This window comes from Tenacibaculum sp. M341 (assembly GCF_004337695.1).
Taxonomy (GTDB): domain Bacteria; phylum Bacteroidota; class Bacteroidia; order Flavobacteriales; family Flavobacteriaceae; genus Polaribacter.
In genome coordinates this window covers 1-19,906 of record NZ_SJXJ01000034.1, presented here as the reverse complement: position 1 = coordinate 19,906, position 19,906 = coordinate 1, and the positions used below count along the sequence as shown (strand labels likewise).

The following is a 19,906-nucleotide window of genomic DNA, read 5'->3' as shown; positions in this document are numbered from 1 at the left end:
AATTCAAATTTTAAAAGTCTCAAAAATTAAACTTTTCTTAAAAAATACTTTTATTTATAATTAATCTAAATAAGTATTATATTTGTTTATCAAAAATAAAGAGATGAAGGACATTACTAAAATATACGAGAACACTATAGGACTTTCTTTTGTTTGGAATGATACTAGAACTTTTTTAACGCAACTTATTTTTAGAGATACTGGTTTTCATTTAACTGTAGATGAGATTGAAATTTTTATAGAAAAAATATACGACTCTAAAATGCAAACACAATGCAGCACTTGTGAATATGGAGACAATTGCAGATCAATATTACTTCAAACTCCTTCTAACAAAGTAAGTTTAGCTGTTTCTAAGATAGAATTAGGTCAGATTGAAGATCTTTTAAAAGGTACTTTATTTCAACTTAAATTGAATGATTATTTATATGAAGTTTGTAAAAACTAATCTCGTTAGTGTACAGTAAGTAGTTTTTAGTTTATATAAATCCCAAAACATACTGCTAACTAAAAAACTTATTACCAGAAAAACAACCTATTGACCATTGATTATTGAAACCAAAAAACGCCCTCAAATTGAGAGCGTTTTTTAGTTTATAATGGTATTATATTATTTCTTAATAAGAAGCTTCACTTGTTGTTTTTTACCATCAACAAATATCTTCATAAAATATACACCTCTTCTTAAATTCCCTAAGTTGTAGTGGTATTTATTAACACCTTCAACAACTTCTACTTCTTCTGAGAATACTTTTCTTCCGCCAAAAATACTGTATAAAGAAACTACAGCTGTTCCTTCTCCTGTAGATTCAAAACTTACTTTTAAGTTTCTTACAAATGGATTCGGATATACTCTCATTCCTGAAATTTCAAAAACATTAGCATTATCATCTCCACATGATCCTAAAGTAGCTCCTTTTCTTAAGTAATGACGTACTAAGAATTCAGGAACGCATCTTTCTCTTCCTCTAAAACACATTTGTACTGTTTTAAAGAAACCAACACCTCCACAAATAATATTTTCAACTTCAACAGTTACCTCTTTAGAAACACTACATCCATTAGCATCTGTAACAACTACAGTATATGTGGTGCTTTCTTCAGGGCAAACTTGAATTGTTTCTGATGTTGCTCCATTACTCCATTCATAAGAATATGGTGCTTGACCACCTGATACCGAAAGAACTTCTATATCTGTACAAGACTCATCTCCATAGTTGTATACAGTAGCGTTTTCAGATACTGACACTTCCATTTTAGTAGGTTCTTGAATTACAAAATCTTTAGTAATTGTAATACCTACAGCATCCGTTACTGTTACGTAATAAGTACCAACAGCTAAGTCAGTAACTGTTTCGCTAGTAGCTCCGTTACTCCAAGTATAAGTATATGGCGCTACTCCATTAAACGCTAGTACAGAAGCAGCTCCGTCATTACTTCCATTACAACTAACATCAGATACTATTAATTCTCCTATTTCTAATTCTTTTAATTGTAAACGAACTGAAACAGGGAAATGATCTGAGGTAGTACGAGGATATGTACTATTATAAAACTCATAATGTACAATCTCCGAATTCTGTAAGTAATTATCTTCTAATTCATTTGAAATAGCAATATGATCAATCATATTTTCTGAAGACACAAATGATCTATATCCTCTATTCGTTAATGAAGTAGTAACAATATTATAATTTACAGTATCTCTTACATATAAATCATACGTAGAAGCACTATTACTTACCGAACTAGCTACAACAGTTTCATCTACATCATCATTATAATCTCCTAATAACACTAAATTATCAGTAGCAAATCTAGTATCTAAAGAATCTTTTAATACTTCAACATCGTATTTACGCATGTCATATCTTGCTTGCGCATCAGTTCCTCTATTAGCTCTTGCATGTAAAGCCACAAAATTATACTCTTCAGTTTCACCATTAACAGTTACATCTGCTGTCATTAAAAATGGCAATCTTCCTGTTGCAAAAAATCTATTTCTATCGGCTGGATATCCTTCTAAAGCAGAATCATCTCCTCCATTGTAAAGTGGATGAATTGATCTTAATAAAGCTTCTGTTTTCTTTACATTTACTGTTGATTTTTTATAAATAAAACCAACTTTTTGAGTTGCTCCATCATTTGAAGTTGGACGAGAAACTGCATCAGAAAGTATAAAGTCATATGCTGGTAGCTCGTTAATTAACTCTGTAAATAAAGGAACATCAACAATCTCTTGCACAGCAATTACATCAGCATCTAATCCTTCTATAACAGTTTTTACACCTTCTTTCTGAATTTGATCTGAGTTTTCATTTCCTGTAGCTGGAGAATTTTCTTCATCACCAAACCATTCTATATTCCAAGTAACAATATCTAAAGTATTTTCTTTTGATACATCATTAATTGGGAACGGAGGTAAAGTATATTCATTAGCACAAGAAATATCACTTCGCTGTCTTGGTAATAATTGATACGTTTCTAAAAATCTTCCCACAACACCAATTACCTCATTACAAGACGATGGTTGAGCTAAACCAACAATTTCTGTTACATCTAAATCAATACGTAACTGCCCGTTTCCACTAGCATCTGTTAACTCATAATTTGCATTCCCGAAGAAAATATCAGTAGGTCTTGGGAAATTCGGATTCAACACCTTTACTAATTCTCCTGGATGATTCCCTAATTCACTTAAAGTAATCTCTTTTGGAGTTATTGGTCTATTTGGCAATCCATTATTAACAACCTCTGTAATATTTTGTAACTGAACCTGATCATTAAAAGCACTTCTTCTACCTTTTACTGTAATAGAATCTCCTATTTGGAAAACATTTTCACCATATACTTGCTCATCAAAAATAGCGATAGCACCAGTTGCATCTTGAAGATAAGCAGAACCTCTAAACTGATCAGAAACTGTTAATACTCCTGTAACAATTACTTTTTCTCCTTCTACTTTATTTCTAGCCTCAGCAATACTAATAATTTCAGTTGGCTCTGTAACTACATCTGCATTCTCTGCTCCTGGCGTTGGACGTAATACTGTAAATGAACTTGTATTTCTTTGTCCTCCTAAACCATTTGGCGAACGTTGTAAAGAATGAATGTCTTTATCACCTAACTCATCTTCATTTAATTGAGGTTCACCAGCATTTAACAATACTAATAACCCAGCATCATCATCGTCATTGGTATCATATACAACAGCATCTATTAAGTTTGTAGTAGTTACAGATGTACCGTTAGCAAAATCAGAAACATTAGCTACATATAAACCTACAGCATCTGCTCCATTTTGTAATGCATTATTTGAAACTACTAAATTTACATTTGGTACTTCCTGATTTCCTACTACAAAATACCCTTCTGCATTAGTAGTGTTACCTGATAAATCAATTGCATTGTAACTAGCATCATTTGAACCATTGTAAAAAACTAAGACTAAACCATCTAAAGAAGTATTACCAGTACCACCATCATACAATTCAATAAACTCTTGCGTATCAGTACCAGAAGTATCAACATCAATCTCATTAATTACTAAATTAGTAGGAATTACAACTGGTTTTTCATTAGCAGTACCAGGTGTTGGGGCAAATTGAGTAAAAGAACTTGTATTTCTTGCACCTCCTGCTCCATTCGGTAAACGTTGTAAAGAATGACCATCTTTATTATCAAGCTCGTCTTCATTCAATTGAGGCTCTCCTACATTTAATAACACTAATAATTCAGCATCGTCTCCATCATTGGTTTCATACACAACTGCATCTAATAAATTGTCAGTAGATACTGCACTACCATTGGCATAATCAGCTACGTTACCTAAGTATAAAGCCACTGCATCTGCTCCGTTTTGTAATCCATTACTAGGAATTACAATATTTACATTTGGCACATCTTGGTTACCTACTACAAAATATCCTTCTGCATTAGTTGTTTGCCCTGATAAATCAATTGCATTATAACTCTCATTGTTAGATCCGTTATAAAAAACCAATACCAATCCGTCTAAAGAAGTGTTACCAGTACCACCATCATACAACTCAACAAACTCTTGTGTATCGGTACCTGCGGTATCTGCATCTAACTCGTTAATTAAAATATTAGGAAGTGGTACTATTACCACTCCGTTTTCTGTACCTGGTGTTGGAGCTAATTGCGAAAATGAACTTGTGTTTCTTGCACCACCAGCACCATTTGGTGTTCTTTGTAATGAATGTCCATCTTTATCACCTAATTCACCTTCGTTTAACTGAGGTTCTCCAGCATTTAACAATACTAACAACTCAGCATCATCTCCATCATTGGTATCATATACAACAGCATCTACTAAATTATCTGTTGATACTGCACTTCCATTAGGGTAATCTGCTACGTTACCACTAAATAAAGCCACTGCATCTGTTCCGTTTTGTAATCCGTTACTTGGAATTACAATATTTACATTTGGCACATCTTGGTTACCTACTACAAAATACCCTTCGGCATTTGTTGTTTGCCCAGATAAATCAATTGTTCTATAACTTTGATTGTTTGATCCATTGTAAAAAACCAACACTAATCCGTCTAAAGAAGTATTACCAGTACCACCATCAAACAATTCAACAAACTCTTGTGTATCGGTACCAGCTGTATCTGCATCTAATTCGTTAATTAAAACATTTAGTGTAGTAGCAATAGGAGTTCCTGTAACATTTACATCATCAAAACCTGCATAATCACTACCTCCATTTTGTTTTACGCTAATTACCAAACCTACAGCACTTACTGTATCTGGCACATTTACAGTAATAGTTTCCCATCCGTTAGTACTGTATGGGCTACCTACTGTAATTACTTGTTCCGCTTGAGGCTGTCCATCAAAAACAGTTTGGTATGAAATTGTATCTCCATTACTAACATCATAACCAACTACATTTACACCAAAAGAAAGTTGTACACTTTCAAAACTAGTAACATCTACAGTATCAAAAGAAATTGTTCCTCCTGCTGAAGTTCCACAATTTCCTTCTAAATCTCTTACTCCAAAAAAGTTAGTATCTGTTTTTGCTGAACTAATACTTCCTACACTAGATACTACATCCCAAACATCACTTCCACCATCATTACAAGCTACCGGAGAAACTGTATAATTCCATGAATCACCAGTTTCAAACCCTTGAAAAACGATAAAATCTCCACCTGTAGGTGGTGTCACTACATCTTCTAAAGTAGTTACGCTAATTACATTACTATCATCAGATGTATTTCCTGCTGCATCAACAGCCACTACTTTAAAACTATAGGTAGTATTTTCAGTTAAACCTGTAACTCTATAATTAGTTACTGCTACTGAACTAATTTGAGTATTATTTTGAAAAACATTATAACTTGCTACATTACTTGTAGAAGCATCCCAAGATAAAGTAACCTCAGAAGTAGTAATATTAGATGCTGATACATTTGTTGGCGCTGCTGGTTTTGCTGCTGCAGATGTACCTACTAAACTTATATTATCAAAACCGGCATAATCACTTCCTCCATTTTGCTTTACACTTATTACTAAAGCTACTGTATTTACTGTGTTTGGTACACTTACTGTAACAGCTTCCCATCCGTTTGTACTATACGGACTACCAACTGTGATTGTTTTTTCTACTTGTGGTTGACCATCAAAAACTGTTTGATAAGCAATAGTATCTCCATTACTAACATCAAATCCGCTAACATTTACCGAAAAAGAAAGTTGCACATCATCAAAAGCCGAAACATCTACTGCATCAAAAGAAATCGTTCCTCCTACTGAAGTACCACAATTTCCGTCTAAATCTTGCACTCCAAAAAAGTTACTTCCTGCTTTTGGTGTACTAATAGGACCTAAGCTTGAAACAATGTCCCAAACATCAGTTCCTTGAGTACAAGGTACTGGCGAAAGAGTGTAACTCCAAGTATCATCCGTTTCAAATCCTTGAAAAGCTATAAAATCACCATCTGTTGGTGGTGTAATTACAGTATCTTCTAAAGTAGTAACACTTATTGCATTACTATTTGCAGATACATTACCAGCTGCATCTACTGCTCTTACACTAAAACTATACGTAGTATTTTCAGTTAAACCTGTAACTGTATAATTAGTACTTGTAACAGCTGTTACTTGATTTCCATCTTGAAAAACTTGATATGCTATTACACCAATATTATCAGTTGCTGCATTCCATGATAATGTTACCTCAGCAGTTTTAATATTTGAAGCTGCTAAATTTGTTGGTGTAGTTGGCACCTCATCATCTGGTGTTGTTGAACTATTAAATCTATCTTCTGCTTGTGGTCCTCCCCAAATTGAAGTAGCAAAAGCAGGATTATCTATAAACGGATTTCTATTTCCTTGAATTCCTTCAACTATTACATTTCTATTAATTTCATACTGAGATACCGGGTCTTCAGCATTCCATTGTAAAAACATATCAGGAATTTCTGCATTAAAAGTAGCTGATCCAATACCAACAGTAGTCATTCTACACTGATTTCCGTAACGTAAATACATATACATCATCATACGTGCAACATCACCTTTCCACTCATCACCAGGATACCAACCACTATTAAAAGCTCTGGCATTTCCTCCACCAGCAACATCTATGTAAGGTCTGTTTCCTCTATTTGAATTCATTTGAACATCAGAAGATCTTAAATGATGAACATCTGCCCCTGGTCCTGACGATCCTAAGTTAGGGCTTCCTAACGATCTAGGATACGTATGCTCCCTATTCCAGTCGGTTCCGTTATTACCTCCGTTACTATTTTTATCCCTTGTTCTATCCGTAGTCGGATTTCCATCTGCATCACTATATCCATAAATTAGTAATACGTTGTTAGGATTTGTAGGATCTAAATCTGTTTGTCGTAAAGCATCCCATACACCAGGTGTATACGATCCTGTAGTTCCTTGCTGTATAAGTACAGCTAAATTAGTTTTTAATTCTTGACCTGTTTTAGTTATGTCGGTTCCGTTATAATAAGCCGGAACTTGTGCCAACACACTAACAGACATCAATAAAAAAGCAACCCCCAATATTTGCTTTTTAAAGAAGTTTTTGTCCATGTTTGATATATTCTGTTAATTAAACCGAACAAAAATAAGCACTTACGACACCTTGCATGTTAGGTAATTGTTAGGTGAATGTAAACTTTACATGTAAAAAGCAGTTAAAATCAATAATATACACCATATAGCTACCATATAAAATAGTAAATATTATAATAAAAATGGTATTGTTAAGATTAAGATACCTCTTACATCTTTACAATACCACTTTTATTTTTAACTAATTTTAAAAGACTTTTTTGTTTTTATACTATTTAGCTTCTCTAATTAAATATGTATAAACCGGATAATGATCACTATAACCTCCTGTAAATCTTCCTCTCACAAAACTTCTATAAGGAAATCCTTTATACTTACCCGTTTGTTGTGTTAAAAAACTTTTATTAAAAATTCCCGATTTAAATACTTTATAACGCTTGTAGTTTTTATGCGCTTCACTTTTCTGTAATAATGGTGCCGAAAATATAATTTGATCAAATACATGCAACTCTTTTCCGTGACGTAATGTATTTAATCCGTTTTTAAACATTTCTTCATAAGGATTGTACATCATATCTAAATCAGTAATCTCTTTCTTATCTCCTTTTGTTTTTAATACCTCTTTAAAGCTAGTGTTAGTTGGATTATCATTAAAATCACCCATAATTAAAATCTTAGCATTGGCATCGGTACTTCTTATTTTTTCTATAACCTTTGTTACTTTATAAGCTGCCTTTTCTCTTTTGTGATTACTTTTTACTTCTCCCCCTCTTCTCGATGGCCAGTGGTTTACAACAATATGAATCAATTCACCATCTAAATGTCCAGAAACCCAAAGTATATCTCTAGTATATACTTTTTCATTGTTATCATAAATATTCGGATTAAACACTTCGTAATGTACAGGTTTAAAATAAGCCGTTTTATACATTAAAGCTACATCAATACCTCTCTTATCAGGAGAATCTACATGAATAATTCCGTAGTTTTCACCTTTTAACTTTTCAGTTTTAGCTAAATCTTCTAACACTGTTTTATTTTCTACTTCACATACTCCTATTAATGCAGGACTTGTTTTTGTTTTTTCTTCTCCAATTTGTGCTAATACTGTTGATAAATTAGCTACTTTATCCCAATATACTTTAGATCTATTTTCTTTCATTTGCATAATTGGGCTATACTCATCGTCTTTTTCTACATTATTAATAGTATCAAATAAGTTTTCTAGATTATAAAAAGCTATTGTTCTTATATCATATTCTTTTTGACCTAATACAGAAATACTTGTAAATAAAAGTACTAAAATAAAGATCGAATTTCTCATATGTAATAGTTTTATATTTTCAAAAGGATTGCAAAACTAGTTTATTAAATAATAGATATGCTTTTTTTTAATGGTTATTTTACCAATTCCGCAATATTCTTCAAATATAAGCACTATTATTTGGGCGTTACCCAAGGGTCGGGCTTTACGCAGTCGCTTTAAAAATGTATATGCATACTTTTTTAAGAGCTCCAACAAATACTGCAATCCCTAACGCTTGAATTTAGTTTTATTAATAGAATTTAATTCCCAAAATTCATCATCAGTTTTTATTTTTTTTAAAAAAAGCCCCCTACTTTATATTCGTAGGTAACATTATAGAAACAACCTTTTCTTTCTTTGACTTTAGTTGTACTTCTTTTTTATACTTTTGCAAAAAATAAATTATTTATGAAAACTAAAAAGATAGCCAAGCTATTATTTATCTCTATTTTATTCTTTAATAAAATAAACGCTCAAAAAAGAATCACTTTTGGAGTACATGGTGGACTAAACTACTCTTCTTTAAGAGAAAAAGAAGCATTTCCTGATTCAGAGAATCTTAAGAACTCTGAATTTTCATTTATTACTGGTATTAGTTCTAATTATTATTTTTCAAACAATTTGTCTTTAAAAGTAGAATTGAATTACGAAAGCAAAAAAGATAGTAGAAATATTCCTTCTTCTATACAACAAAACTTTTTTTCATACAAAAACTCTAAAACTATTACTAATGCTAGTTTTATAACATTACCTATTTTACTTAAGTATGAATTTGGAAACTCTAAAAATCCATTTTTCATTAACGGAGGAACGTTTCTTGGTTATTTAATTAAACTAGAAGATACTTTTCCTGATGAAACAACTGCAGATTTTACGGATAGAATGACAAACTTTGATTTTGGAGTCTCTTTAGGGGTAGGTAAAAAGTTTTCTATGGATACTAAAAACAATTTAATTATAGAAATTAGAGATAATTTAGGTTTAACTAGCATTAGTAAATTTGTCTCGTATAAAACAAATTCTTTAAACTTAATTATAGGCTGGGAATTTACTTTATAAAATATTTATACACATATAAATAGCATATAAAAGCGACAATATTTTTAGAATATTGTCGCTTTTGTTTTAAACAATCAAGGACTTCTCTTCAATTAAAGATCTTTTTAACACAGTAATATTGTTTTCTCTTATAGTAAAACTAAAACTTCACATTAATCCAGTCTAAAATATTATATTAATTAAATTCAACTTATTTATTTTCTTCAACAATAGCTTTACTCTGCTAAACTATTCTACTAACTTCCTTACTAAAACTTAAAATCGCTAAAACTTTGTACACAACACGCTCTCCTCATCACTTACACTAAAAAACAAGAACTCAACAATTAAAATTTAGAAGCCTGCAATCCTCTCCTCAGCTTGCTCAATCGCTTCCTCATCGCCTACAATGGCTTCCTTAGCATGCTCAATTCACCCCTTATTTCCTACAATGTTAAAAGCTTTAACTAGCACAGCTCCCTTATTAACAACAATAGCTATCTCATTAATACTATTACAATTAAATCACTAATTTTTAGTTAACAACAATAAATTTTCAAATAAAAAACATACCTTTAACCAAAATTGTAAATCTAAATTGTCTATGAGTTCAAAATCTCAAAGTTCCTTTGCCAGCAGACTTGGCAAGGCTAAAACGCTACAAACTATTTTAAGTAGTTATACTGATTATGTAGCACCAACTAAAAATGCTTCTGTACTAATATTAGCAACTACTATTACTAGTATAGAAAACATACAAAAGCAGTACAATACTGCAAAATCTGACTACACTACTAAAACCTACGAACGTAAAAAAGTGTTTACGGAAAATAGTGATTCGTTAGAAAAACGACTCTCTCCTATTCGTACTTTTATTGAAGCTTTAAAAGGTAAAAACAGTACCGAATTAAAACAGGTAAGCACTGCTGTCAACAAAATTAGAGGACACATTAAAAAGACTAGTAAAATTTTAACTAACAATGAAAGTGAAACTTCTTCTATTAGTTTAATTGAACGTACTTATGCTAGTAGGTTGGCAAACTTTAAAAATATTGTTGATATTATTGCTAGTTACGGTGAAAGCTATGCACCTCCAAACACTTTAATATCTGTTGAGTCTTTAAATGAATTAGCTACCGAAGCTGAAGCTAAAAACAATACTGTAGATGTATCTTTAAGTATATTAAAACCCATTATTAACAAGCGTCAAGAATTATTTGATCAACTTCATGAACAAACTCAAAGTATCAAAAACTTTGTAAAGGCGCAGTACGGTTTAAACTCTAACGAATACAAGCAAATTAAAGGCTTAGTTATTTAATTAAAACGCACTAAGTATTATTCATTTTTAAAAGAATAAAACCTCACAGATACTGATAACCTGTGAGGTTTCTGAGTGCACTATTCTTTTATTTACATAATAAACTATGAAAAAGATATTATTAACAATACTAATATATATTGTAATACCTGCTAGGGTATTGGCTCAAAATACCATTAAAGGAATTATAAAAGATTATATATCAGAAAAACCAATACATAAGGTAAATATTACTGTTAACAACAACACTTACAACACAAATGAAAATGGTATTTTTTTAATTAAAGACTTACCTAATGGAAAATTGATGGTAATGATTAAAAAAGAAGGCTATGAAAATCAAAACTATCCTGTAAAATTATCTGGCAGCACTATTGATTTAGGGGCTATTTTTATGCAAAAAGTCCAAATACTAGAAGATCAAGAAATAAGTATTATTACCATTACTGATGATGAGCTGAATGATGACGCTAATATTGCTGATAATATTTCTGGTTTACTGCAATCATCAAGAGACGTATATATTAAAACTGCAGCTTTTGAATGGAGTCCTTCATTTTATAAAATTAGAGGATTAGACTCTGACAATGCAACGCTTCTTATAAATGGTGTAGCAATGAATAAATTAGATTCAGGAAGACCAGAGTGGAGCAATTGGGGTGGTTTGAATGATGTACTAAGAAATCAAGAATTTTCCAATGGGCTGGCTCCTTCTAGTTTTTCTTTTGGTGGAGTATTAGGAGCAACTAATATAGATACTAGAGCTTCTAAATACAGCAAAGGTACTAGAATTTCATATGCTTCATCTAACAGAAGTTATCGCCATAGAACAATGGGGACTTATGCTTCTGGAATTTTAAAAGACGGATGGGCTTTTGCTGTTTCTGCAAGTAATAGAATTGGTAATAAAGGTTTTATTGACGGTACTTTTTACAACGCCAATTCTTTCTTTGCATCTATAGAAAAAATATTCAACTCCAATCACAGTATAAACCTCACTTCTTTTATTACTACAAACAAACGTGGCGGAAATTCTCCTAACACTCAAGAAGTTTTCGATTTAAAAGGAATTCAATACAATCCTAATTGGGGATATCAAAACGGTAATATTAGAAACGCTAAAGTTAAAGAAGTAAGCGAACCCATTTTTATGCTAAATCACTTTTGGAAACCAAACAAAAACATTCGTTCAAATACAAATATTTCTTATCAGTTTGGTAAAATTGGTCGTAGTCGAATAGATTTTAATGGAGGCGCCAATCCAAATCCGACTCAGTTTAGAAACTTACCTAGTTTTTGGCTAGCTAAAGATGATTTAGCAAAAGCATATGAAGCTGAGCAGGACTTTTTAAATAACGGACAAATTAATTGGAATAACATATATACTTCCAACCTTACCAATAATGAACAAGGTATTAATGCTGCTTATGTTTTATATGAAGATAGAGAAGATAACAACACACTTAATATAAACACCATTTTAAACGCCACATTAAACAATCGTCTTTTAATTACAGGGAAAATAGCGTACAAAAATGAAGTTTCAAGTCGGTTTGCTCATGTATTAGATGTACTTGGTAGTACTAATGGGTATTTAGACGTGAATGGTTTTGGTAAAATTGGAACCCCTGAAAGACAAAACAACTTATTAAATCCTGATAGAATTGTTAACACTGGTGATACTTTTAAATACAATTACCAAATACACTCTTCGGTTATAAAAGCTTTTACGCAAGTAGAAGTACATTTAAAAAACATCGACTTTTATGTAGCTGCAAACGTTTCTTCAACTTCGTACCAAAGAAAAGGATTATATCAAAGTGGTCAGTTTACCAACAATTCTCTAGGAAACTCAGCACAACAAGGCTTTTTAAACTTTGGAGCCAAGTCTGGATTGACTTACAAAATTTCTGGACGACATTTACTCGATACTAATATTGGATATCTTACCAAAGCTCCTACCATAAGAAACACTTTTAATCAAATACGCAACAGTAATTTAATCACTGACTTTTTAAGTAGTAAACTTATTTTTATTGCTGATGCTAGTTACATTGCTCGTACACCTATTGTGAATGCAAAAATTACAGGATATTATGCTGCTATAAATAATGATACCGAAACTAACTTTTTCTTTTCTCAACTTGCAGCAGCTGAAGCTTTTGTTCAGGAAACAGTTACAGGAATCGATAAAAAGCATATGGGTGCTGAATTGGGAATTGAATTTAAAATTACTCCTTCTTTACAATTAAAAGGTGCTGCTAATTTTGGACATTACATTTATAGTAACAATCCTAGCAATGTTCAATTTTCAACAGAAAACACAGAGACTACACAAAACGAAGGTTTTGATAACGGTATTAAAAACTTTGGAAAAACGTATTTAAAAAACTATCGATTACCTACTGGTCCTCAAAAAACATATTCTGTAGGTTTTGAATATCGTGATCCTGAATATTGGTGGATAAGTTTAACTGGTAATTATTTTGACGATGCTTTTGCAAGTGTGAGCCCTGTTATGAGAAGTAATGCTTTATTTACTGATAGTGATGGATTGCCTTTTAATAATTTTAATACCGAAGAAGCTACAGAATATTTACAACAAGAAAAATTTGATTCGTACATAACTGCAAATGTTATTGGTGGAAAATCGTGGAGACTTGGAAAAACAAACAAATACATTGGCTTTACTTTGGGTATCAGTAATATTTTAAATAAACAATACAAAACTGGTGGCTTTGAACAAGCTCGTAACGGAGATTTTCAATCGTTGCTAGAAGATTTTAACAACCCTACAAGACTATTTGCTAATAAATATTGGTACGGAAGAGGTACTAATTATTTCTTCAATACTTATTTTAAATTCTAATAAAAGAAAAAACATTTCAACTATGAAAAAACAACTCATAACAAAGTTTATTATCAGAAACTTTGTAAACAATAATGATAAAAAAACTCAAAGTAATCTATCCGTCTTTAATATTACTACTTCGTTTTATTTTAACTACAAACAGGTCTCTTTGTTACGCTGTATTTCAATATTCTTAATAATTGCATCTACTTTATTAAACACCTCATGCGTGCATGAAAACTTCGACGTTCCAACTCCTTCTGAAAATAGAACCAACTTAAAACTAAATGCTATTTTAGATAGTATTCAAAATAATGCTTCTTGGAATTTGATTGCTATTAAAGATCTAAAATCAAGATTCAATTCAGGAGATGCTCCTTTACTGATTGATAAAAATGATGTGATAAAAGGCTATGTGGTTTCTTCAGACTTGCATCAGAACTTTTTTCAAGAAATATACATTCAAGATGCTCCTGAAAATCCAACCTGTGGAATTAAAATTGCTTCTAGTTTGCAAAAAAGTTATACCAAGTACAATAAAGGACGTGAAGTATACATTCATTTAAAAGATTTATACCTTGGTGAAACCAATTCTGGCGACGGTATTATTGCTATTGGAGGAAAAAGGAAGTTAAACGATATTAAAGAAATTGACGTGCTATCTATTAGTCAATTAGAAAAACAAGTTTTACGATCTGAGGTTACCGAAACTATTATACCTAATACTATTAAAATTCCTGAAATTGACGATAATTCTTTAGGTACTTTGGTAAGAATTGAAAACTTATTTTTTAACGAAGAATTGATTGACAAACCTATAGTAAGCATTAATGATGATTTTGATACTCAACGAGAAATATTAAGCTGTAATGGTTTTCATTTAGACAAAACATTTATTGAAACCAGCACTTTTGCTTCATTTGCTAATGTTTCAATACCTTCTGGTGGAGGTTCTTTAGAAGCTATTGTTACCAGAGATTTTAGAGGTGATACTTTTGTATTGGTTTTAAATAGTTTTGATGATGTAGTTTTTAATGATACTGCTTGCAATACTTTAGATGCAACTACTTTTACTACTAGTATTGATGAAGATTTTGAAAATACTACAGGCACAGGTAATGTTAATATAACTGGCTGGACTAACTTTAAGCAGGAAGGAACTAAGTTGTTTAAACTTTACGACGATGAAGATACGGGTAGTAGAGCCATAAAAATTGGTTCTTTTGCTTCTAGAAATGATCGCACCATTTCTTGGTTTATAACACCGCCTATTGATTTAGATACTTCTGAAAGTGAGTTTTTCTCTTTTGAATCTTCTAATAGCTTTTCTGATAATAGCGATTTAAAGGTTTTAATTTCTACTGACTGGGATGGTGTTACAGATCATATAGTTACTGCTACTTGGGAAGAACTACCAGCTCGTATTGCACACGACAAAGAATCTTTTGAAAATTGGGTTCGCTCTGGTGACATCGATTTATCTTCATATAATGGCACTGCCTATATTGGCTTTAGATACATTGGTAGTGGCGATGAAGAAAACGACGGTACTTATGAAATTGATAACATTAAATTACTTGTTAAGTAATAAAAAACCAACATTATACATTACAAACCTCATAGATTTTAAAAATCTGTGAGGTTTTATTAAAAAATTAATCTTTTTTCTGATCTTTATCATATCTAAAGAAAAGAAATGTCTACGAATAAAAGAATATCAAGAGCTTTTAAAAACGCTAAAAAACTTCCTCTAAACAAAGAGAGCAAGTATATTCTTTTTTCTGATTGTCATAGGGGTGATAATAGTTTTGCTGATGATTTTGCTAGAAATAAAAAAGTTTACAATTACGCATTAACTCAGTATTTAAAAGATGGTTTTACATATATTGAACTTGGAGATGGTGATGAATTATGGGAAAATTCCTTCAAAAGTATTTTTAATGCTAACAAAGACACCTTTTTAATTTTAAAACAATTTTACGACAAAAACCAACTGTTTTTTATCTGGGGTAATCATGATATGGATTACAAAAATCCTAAAAACATTACTAAAAACTTATCTTATTTTTACGATAGTGCTACAAATGAAAAAGTAACACTAATGCCTAATGCTTCATATTCTGAAAGTATTCGTTTAGAAAATGACAATGGACAATCTGTTCTTTTATTACACGGACATCAAGCTGATTGGTTTAATTATTCATTTTGGAAATTGAGTCGTTTTTTAGTTCGTTTTTTATGGAAACCTCTTCAAATAATTGGCGTAAAAGACCCAACAAGTCCGGCACAAAACTTTAAAGAATTACTAAAAGTAGAACGTCGTATAGAAAAATGGATAAGAAATAACAATAACCAAATGATTATTGCAGGGCATACCCACAGACCTAGATTCCCAGACACCAATGAATTACCTTATTTTAACAATGGCAGTTGCGTACACCCAAGATGCATTACAGGTATAGAAATAGCTAACAATAAAATTACGCTAATCAAATGGTTTTTAACTACTCATGAAGACGGAACCATGCAAATTGTTAAAGAAATCTTAGAAAAACCCCAAAAGATCAACGATTACATTAATTAAATTGCATTTCATAACATTTACATAACGTAGTTCAATGCAGGTTTTATACATTTGCCAAGTTTAATCATCTTAGAAGGTAACGAGGTATGGGAGATCCTTATATTTTAATGCTGGTAGCGTTGGCTGCCTTGGCAATATTAGATTTAGTTGTAGGTGTTAGTAACGATGCAGTTAACTTTTTAAATTCTGCAATCGGTTCAAAAGCTATTCCAATTAAAACCATTATGATTATTGCCAGTGTTGGTGTTTTCTTTGGGGCTGCAACTTCTAGTGGAATGATGGAGGTAGCTAGAAAAGGTATTTTTAATCCTAACATGTTCATGTTTGAAGAAATCATGTACATTTTTATGGCTGTAATGATTACCGATATACTCCTCCTCGATATTTTTAACTCGCTGGGGATGCCCACCTCCACTACGGTATCTATTGTATTTGAATTATTAGGTGCTGCTGTTGCTGTTGCTTTAATTAAAATTTCAGCTAGTGATACTCAAACAATCGCAGATATTTGGTCGTACATTAACGATAAAAAGGCAACAGAAATCATTTTAGGTATTGTTATTTCTGTAGTTGTAGCTTTTAGTGTAGGTGCCATTGTACAGTACTTTTCTAGATTAATTTATTCATTTAACTTTGAAAAAAGACCTGTATATATTAATGCTTTATTTGGTGGTTTTGCCATTACAGCAATTACTTACTTTATCATTATAAAAGGTTTAAAAGGAACTCAATTTTACGGTAGTATTAAAGATATTATTGAAAATAATTCTATTGGAATTATTGCTGGTAGTTTCGCCTTTTGGTCTGCTTTATCTTACTTTTTGATTAAAGTATTAAAATCAAACATATTGGTAGTTATCATAGCAATAGGTACTTTTTCTTTAGCAATGGCTTTTGCTGGTAACGATTTGGTAAACTTTATCGGTGTACCAATTGCAGCCTTAAATTCTTATGATGCTTGGGAAGCTTCTGGCCTTCCTGCTAATGAATTTTCTATGGGTATTTTAGCAAAGAAAGTTCCTTCAAACATTTTGTTGTTGTTTGTAGCTGGTGCTATTATGGTAATCACTTTATGGAGATCTAAAAAAGCACGTGCGGTTATAGAAACTGGTATTAACTTATCTAGACAAGGTGATGGTCAAGAAAAATTTAAACCAAACAATGTTTCTCGTATTGTAGTAAGAGCTGCAATGTTTACTAACATGGGCTTTAACTATTTAATCCCTGAAAAAACACAGAAGTTTATCAATTCTAAATTTGAGAAACCTGTAGTAAAATTACCAAAAGACAAAACATATGAATTACCTGCTTTTGATTTAGTAAGAGCTGCGGTAAACTTAATAATGGCTAGTATTTTAATTTCTATAGCAACCTCTATGAAATTACCTTTATCTACTACATATGTAACTTTTATGGTAGCCATGGGTACATCTTTAGCAGATAGAGCTTGGGGACGTGAGAGTGCTGTATATAGAGTTGCAGGGGTATTAAATGTAATTGGTGGTTGGTTTTTAACAGCAATCATAGCATTTACTGCTGCAGGTATTGTTGCTTATTTAATTAGCTGGGATATTGTAATGATTCCTGTGTTTTTATTGTTAGTAATAGGAATGCTTGTTAGAACTTCTTTACAATACTCTAAAAAGGAAAAAGAGAAAAAAGAACAACAGTTTGTAGAACGTGCTGAATTAATTTCTATTAATGAAGTTATTGAAGAAAGTTCGGGTCATATTGGTAATGTAGCTACAAGAGTTAATAAATTATACTCTAGTGTAGTTAATGATTTAGCGAATCATGATTTAAACAAACTTAGAAAAACAGAAAAGCATGTTTTAAAGCTTAACGAAGAAATTGAAGCTCTAAAGAATGGTATGTTTTACTTTATCAAATCTTTAGATGATTCTTCAGTAAAAGCAAGTAAGTTTTATATTTTAATTTTAGGTTACCTACAAGATGTTGCACAATCTATTAGTTATATTTCTAAGGCAACATTTAATCACGTAAACAATAATCACAAGAACTTAAAAAAGTCGCAGTTAAAAGATTTAAAAGCAATTGACAATACATTAACTGATTTATTACAAAACATTAGCGACACTTTTGAAACTAAATCATTTGATAATCTTATCAATATTTTAGATGAAAAGAAAGAATTATTGAACGATGTTTCTAAATCTATAGAAAGACAAGTTGATAGAATACGAACAGACGAAACAAGTGCTAAAAACACTACTTTATATTTTAGTATTTTATTAGAAACTCAAGATTTAGTTTCAGGATTAATTAGTCTTTTAGATAGTTATAATGAATTTTATATTAGTACTAAATCGGTTAATGCGATATAGTAGACTACTATAATTAGAAAACATTTAAAAAGTGAGCTTTACTAAGGCTCACTTTTTTGTTTTATTACACTTTCTTTTTTTGACTACTAAATACCTTTAATTCAAATGGAATATTTTTTATAGATTTAAATTATAAAAGAACAACTAAATTTTTACGTTTTACAAATACATGGATAAATTTGCTAAAAGAATATTAAAAAGAGAAAATGGCATTAAAAATTGGTTAAAAAACAATCAACTTGAATCGTTATTACAAAAAGCTGATGAAATACTTGATAATTTGCCCAGAGAAGAAATTAAAAATGATTTTGAAAAAGGTATCAAATCTGCACTACAACATTGTATTAAAAATGAATCTATAAAAGCCTTAGATTTTGAATGGTATTATGCCGGAAGAGAAACGGGTTCTGCATTAGCTTATGGATTTGATCATTGTTTATCTAAAGGAACTTTATCAAAATCAGATCTTGGTCCAGAAGAATTACCTGGCATCGAATTAAAACTAAAGCATGGGAACTTAATTGATGAAAGTTTTGCAGAAATCCCTACTTCTACTGCCATTAACGAATTGGTTAGAAAAATGAAACCAATTATAAAAGAACATAATAATCATGTAAAAGATGTAATTACTGATTATTTTCAAATATGGAATTACAAAATTGGTTACGAAACATGTAATCTATTAAAAGGTAGTGATATTGAAACAATCTTAAAAAACCGTTCTCCATTTTGGGTTACAATGACTAGACATGAAAGATGGTCAGTTCCTATTATGTTAATCGATTAATTTTAAAAGAATAACCTATGAAAAATACTACTAAAATATTACTTCCATTAATTTCAGAAGGAGTAAAAAAAGGAATGATAACAAAATGGCATGTAAAAGTAGGTGATAAAGTAGTTAATGGAGATGTTTTATATGAGTTTGATACCGATAAAGCAACTATTGAAATTCCTTCAGAAAAAACAGGTTACATAAAAGATATTTTTGTGAAAGAAAACCAAGAGATTACCGTTGGAACTCCTGTATGCGAAATTGACACCATAGTATTAGATGAGTTATTCAATAACACAAAAAAAGATTTTCAATTAATCTCTGATCAAATGAATCAAATAAGCCTGAATCTTAATCTAAGAGAAGAGATTATTTACACACTTGGTCTACCTGATAATGTATCTAATGAAGGTATTATAAACGAAATAAAAAAGCTAAAAAGCACCACTACTTAAATAAAGTCCATGGTGCTTTTTAGCTTTTTTATTATTGAAAACTGTCTCGTCCTGAAATAGCGTTACACAATTATGTAACATTATGAACGACAATATTTACCGTAAACGTACTCAGAAAGATTATACGATGAGTTTTAAACTTTCCGTTGTATCTGAAGTAGA

At 31.1% G+C, this 19,906-nt stretch carries 11 protein-coding genes; 9 read left to right on the top strand and 2 right to left on the bottom strand.

Annotated features, from left to right (window positions below):
• Nucleotides 1–103 precede the first annotated feature (103 nt).
• Nucleotides 104–448 (top strand): hypothetical protein, encoded by a 345-nt coding sequence (locus tag EYW44_RS21140; RefSeq protein ID WP_132727603.1) that lies wholly within the window; start codon nt 104–106, stop codon nt 446–448.
• Nucleotides 449–610: 162 nt separating this feature from the next.
• Here EYW44_RS21140 and EYW44_RS21135 read toward each other — a convergent pair whose 3' ends face one another.
• Together EYW44_RS21135 and EYW44_RS21130 are read right to left on the bottom strand one after the other, a co-directional pair.
• Entirely contained in the window at nt 611–7,087 is a 6,477-nt protein-coding gene (locus tag EYW44_RS21135) for an endonuclease (protein ID WP_132727601.1), read from the bottom strand.
• Between the two features lie 253 nt (nt 7,088–7,340).
• A complete protein-coding gene (locus EYW44_RS21130) occupies nt 7,341–8,393 on the bottom strand; it encodes an endonuclease/exonuclease/phosphatase family protein (RefSeq protein ID WP_132727599.1) in 1,053 nt (350 codons plus the stop codon).
• A 390-nt stretch (nt 8,394–8,783) separates the two neighbouring features.
• On the opposite strand from EYW44_RS21130, the gene EYW44_RS21125 reads away from it, so the two are divergent.
• The 8 genes from EYW44_RS21125 (at nt 8,784) to EYW44_RS21090 (ending at nt 19,744) form a co-directional block, all read left to right on the top strand.
• Nucleotides 8,784–9,434, top strand: a complete 651-nt coding sequence (locus EYW44_RS21125) for a porin family protein (RefSeq protein WP_132727596.1) — start codon at nt 8,784–8,786, stop codon at nt 9,432–9,434.
• Nucleotides 9,435–10,017: 583 nt separating this feature from the next.
• On the top strand, nt 10,018–10,734 hold the full coding sequence (locus tag EYW44_RS22380; RefSeq protein ID WP_165872295.1) for a hypothetical protein: 717 nt from the start codon (nt 10,018–10,020) through the stop codon (nt 10,732–10,734).
• A gap of 106 nt (nt 10,735–10,840) precedes the next feature.
• On the top strand, nt 10,841–13,603 hold the full coding sequence (locus EYW44_RS21115) for a Plug domain-containing protein (RefSeq protein ID WP_132727593.1): 2,763 nt from the start codon (nt 10,841–10,843) through the stop codon (nt 13,601–13,603).
• Between the two features lie 22 nt (nt 13,604–13,625).
• Nucleotides 13,626–15,173, top strand: coding sequence for a DUF5689 domain-containing protein (locus EYW44_RS21110; RefSeq protein WP_132727589.1), 1,548 nt, complete (start codon nt 13,626–13,628; stop codon nt 15,171–15,173).
• A 108-nt stretch (nt 15,174–15,281) separates the two neighbouring features.
• On the top strand, nt 15,282–16,169 hold the full coding sequence (locus EYW44_RS21105; protein ID WP_132727586.1) for a metallophosphoesterase: 888 nt from the start codon (nt 15,282–15,284) through the stop codon (nt 16,167–16,169).
• Nucleotides 16,170–16,255: 86 nt separating this feature from the next.
• The gene (locus tag EYW44_RS21100) at nt 16,256–18,514 is read left to right on the top strand and encodes an inorganic phosphate transporter (protein WP_132727583.1); all 2,259 of its coding nucleotides are present in this window, start codon (nt 16,256–16,258) and stop codon (nt 18,512–18,514) included.
• Nucleotides 18,515–18,683: 169 nt separating this feature from the next.
• Nucleotides 18,684–19,301: an LIC13197/LIC10919/LIC10469 family protein gene (locus tag EYW44_RS21095; protein WP_132727581.1), complete on the top strand. Its 618-nt coding sequence runs from the start codon at nt 18,684–18,686 to the stop codon at nt 19,299–19,301.
• Between the two features lie 17 nt (nt 19,302–19,318).
• Nucleotides 19,319–19,744, top strand: a complete 426-nt coding sequence (locus EYW44_RS21090) for a biotin/lipoyl-containing protein (RefSeq protein ID WP_132727578.1) — start codon at nt 19,319–19,321, stop codon at nt 19,742–19,744.
• Nucleotides 19,745–19,906: the final 162 nt, after the last annotated feature.

Bases quoted from the DNA above. Each gene is read 5' to 3' on its own strand.
- EYW44_RS21115 (WP_132727593.1), top strand. From the start codon at position 10,841: ATGAAAAAGATATTATTAACAATACTAATATATATTGTAATACCTGCT.
- EYW44_RS21130 (WP_132727599.1), bottom strand. From the start codon at position 8,393: ATGAGAAATTCGATCTTTATTTTAGTACTTTTATTTACAAGTATTTCT.
- EYW44_RS21125 (WP_132727596.1), top strand. From the start codon at position 8,784: ATGAAAACTAAAAAGATAGCCAAGCTATTATTTATCTCTATTTTATTC.
- EYW44_RS21100 (WP_132727583.1), top strand. From the start codon at position 16,256: ATGGGAGATCCTTATATTTTAATGCTGGTAGCGTTGGCTGCCTTGGCA.
- EYW44_RS22380 (WP_165872295.1), top strand. From the start codon at position 10,018: ATGAGTTCAAAATCTCAAAGTTCCTTTGCCAGCAGACTTGGCAAGGCT.
- EYW44_RS21135 (WP_132727601.1), bottom strand. From the start codon at position 7,087: ATGGACAAAAACTTCTTTAAAAAGCAAATATTGGGGGTTGCTTTTTTA.
- EYW44_RS21110 (WP_132727589.1), top strand. From the start codon at position 13,626: ATGAAAAAACAACTCATAACAAAGTTTATTATCAGAAACTTTGTAAAC.
- EYW44_RS21095 (WP_132727581.1), top strand. From the start codon at position 18,684: ATGGATAAATTTGCTAAAAGAATATTAAAAAGAGAAAATGGCATTAAA.
- EYW44_RS21140 (WP_132727603.1), top strand. From the start codon at position 104: ATGAAGGACATTACTAAAATATACGAGAACACTATAGGACTTTCTTTT.
- EYW44_RS21090 (WP_132727578.1), top strand. From the start codon at position 19,319: ATGAAAAATACTACTAAAATATTACTTCCATTAATTTCAGAAGGAGTA.
- EYW44_RS21105 (WP_132727586.1), top strand. From the start codon at position 15,282: ATGTCTACGAATAAAAGAATATCAAGAGCTTTTAAAAACGCTAAAAAA.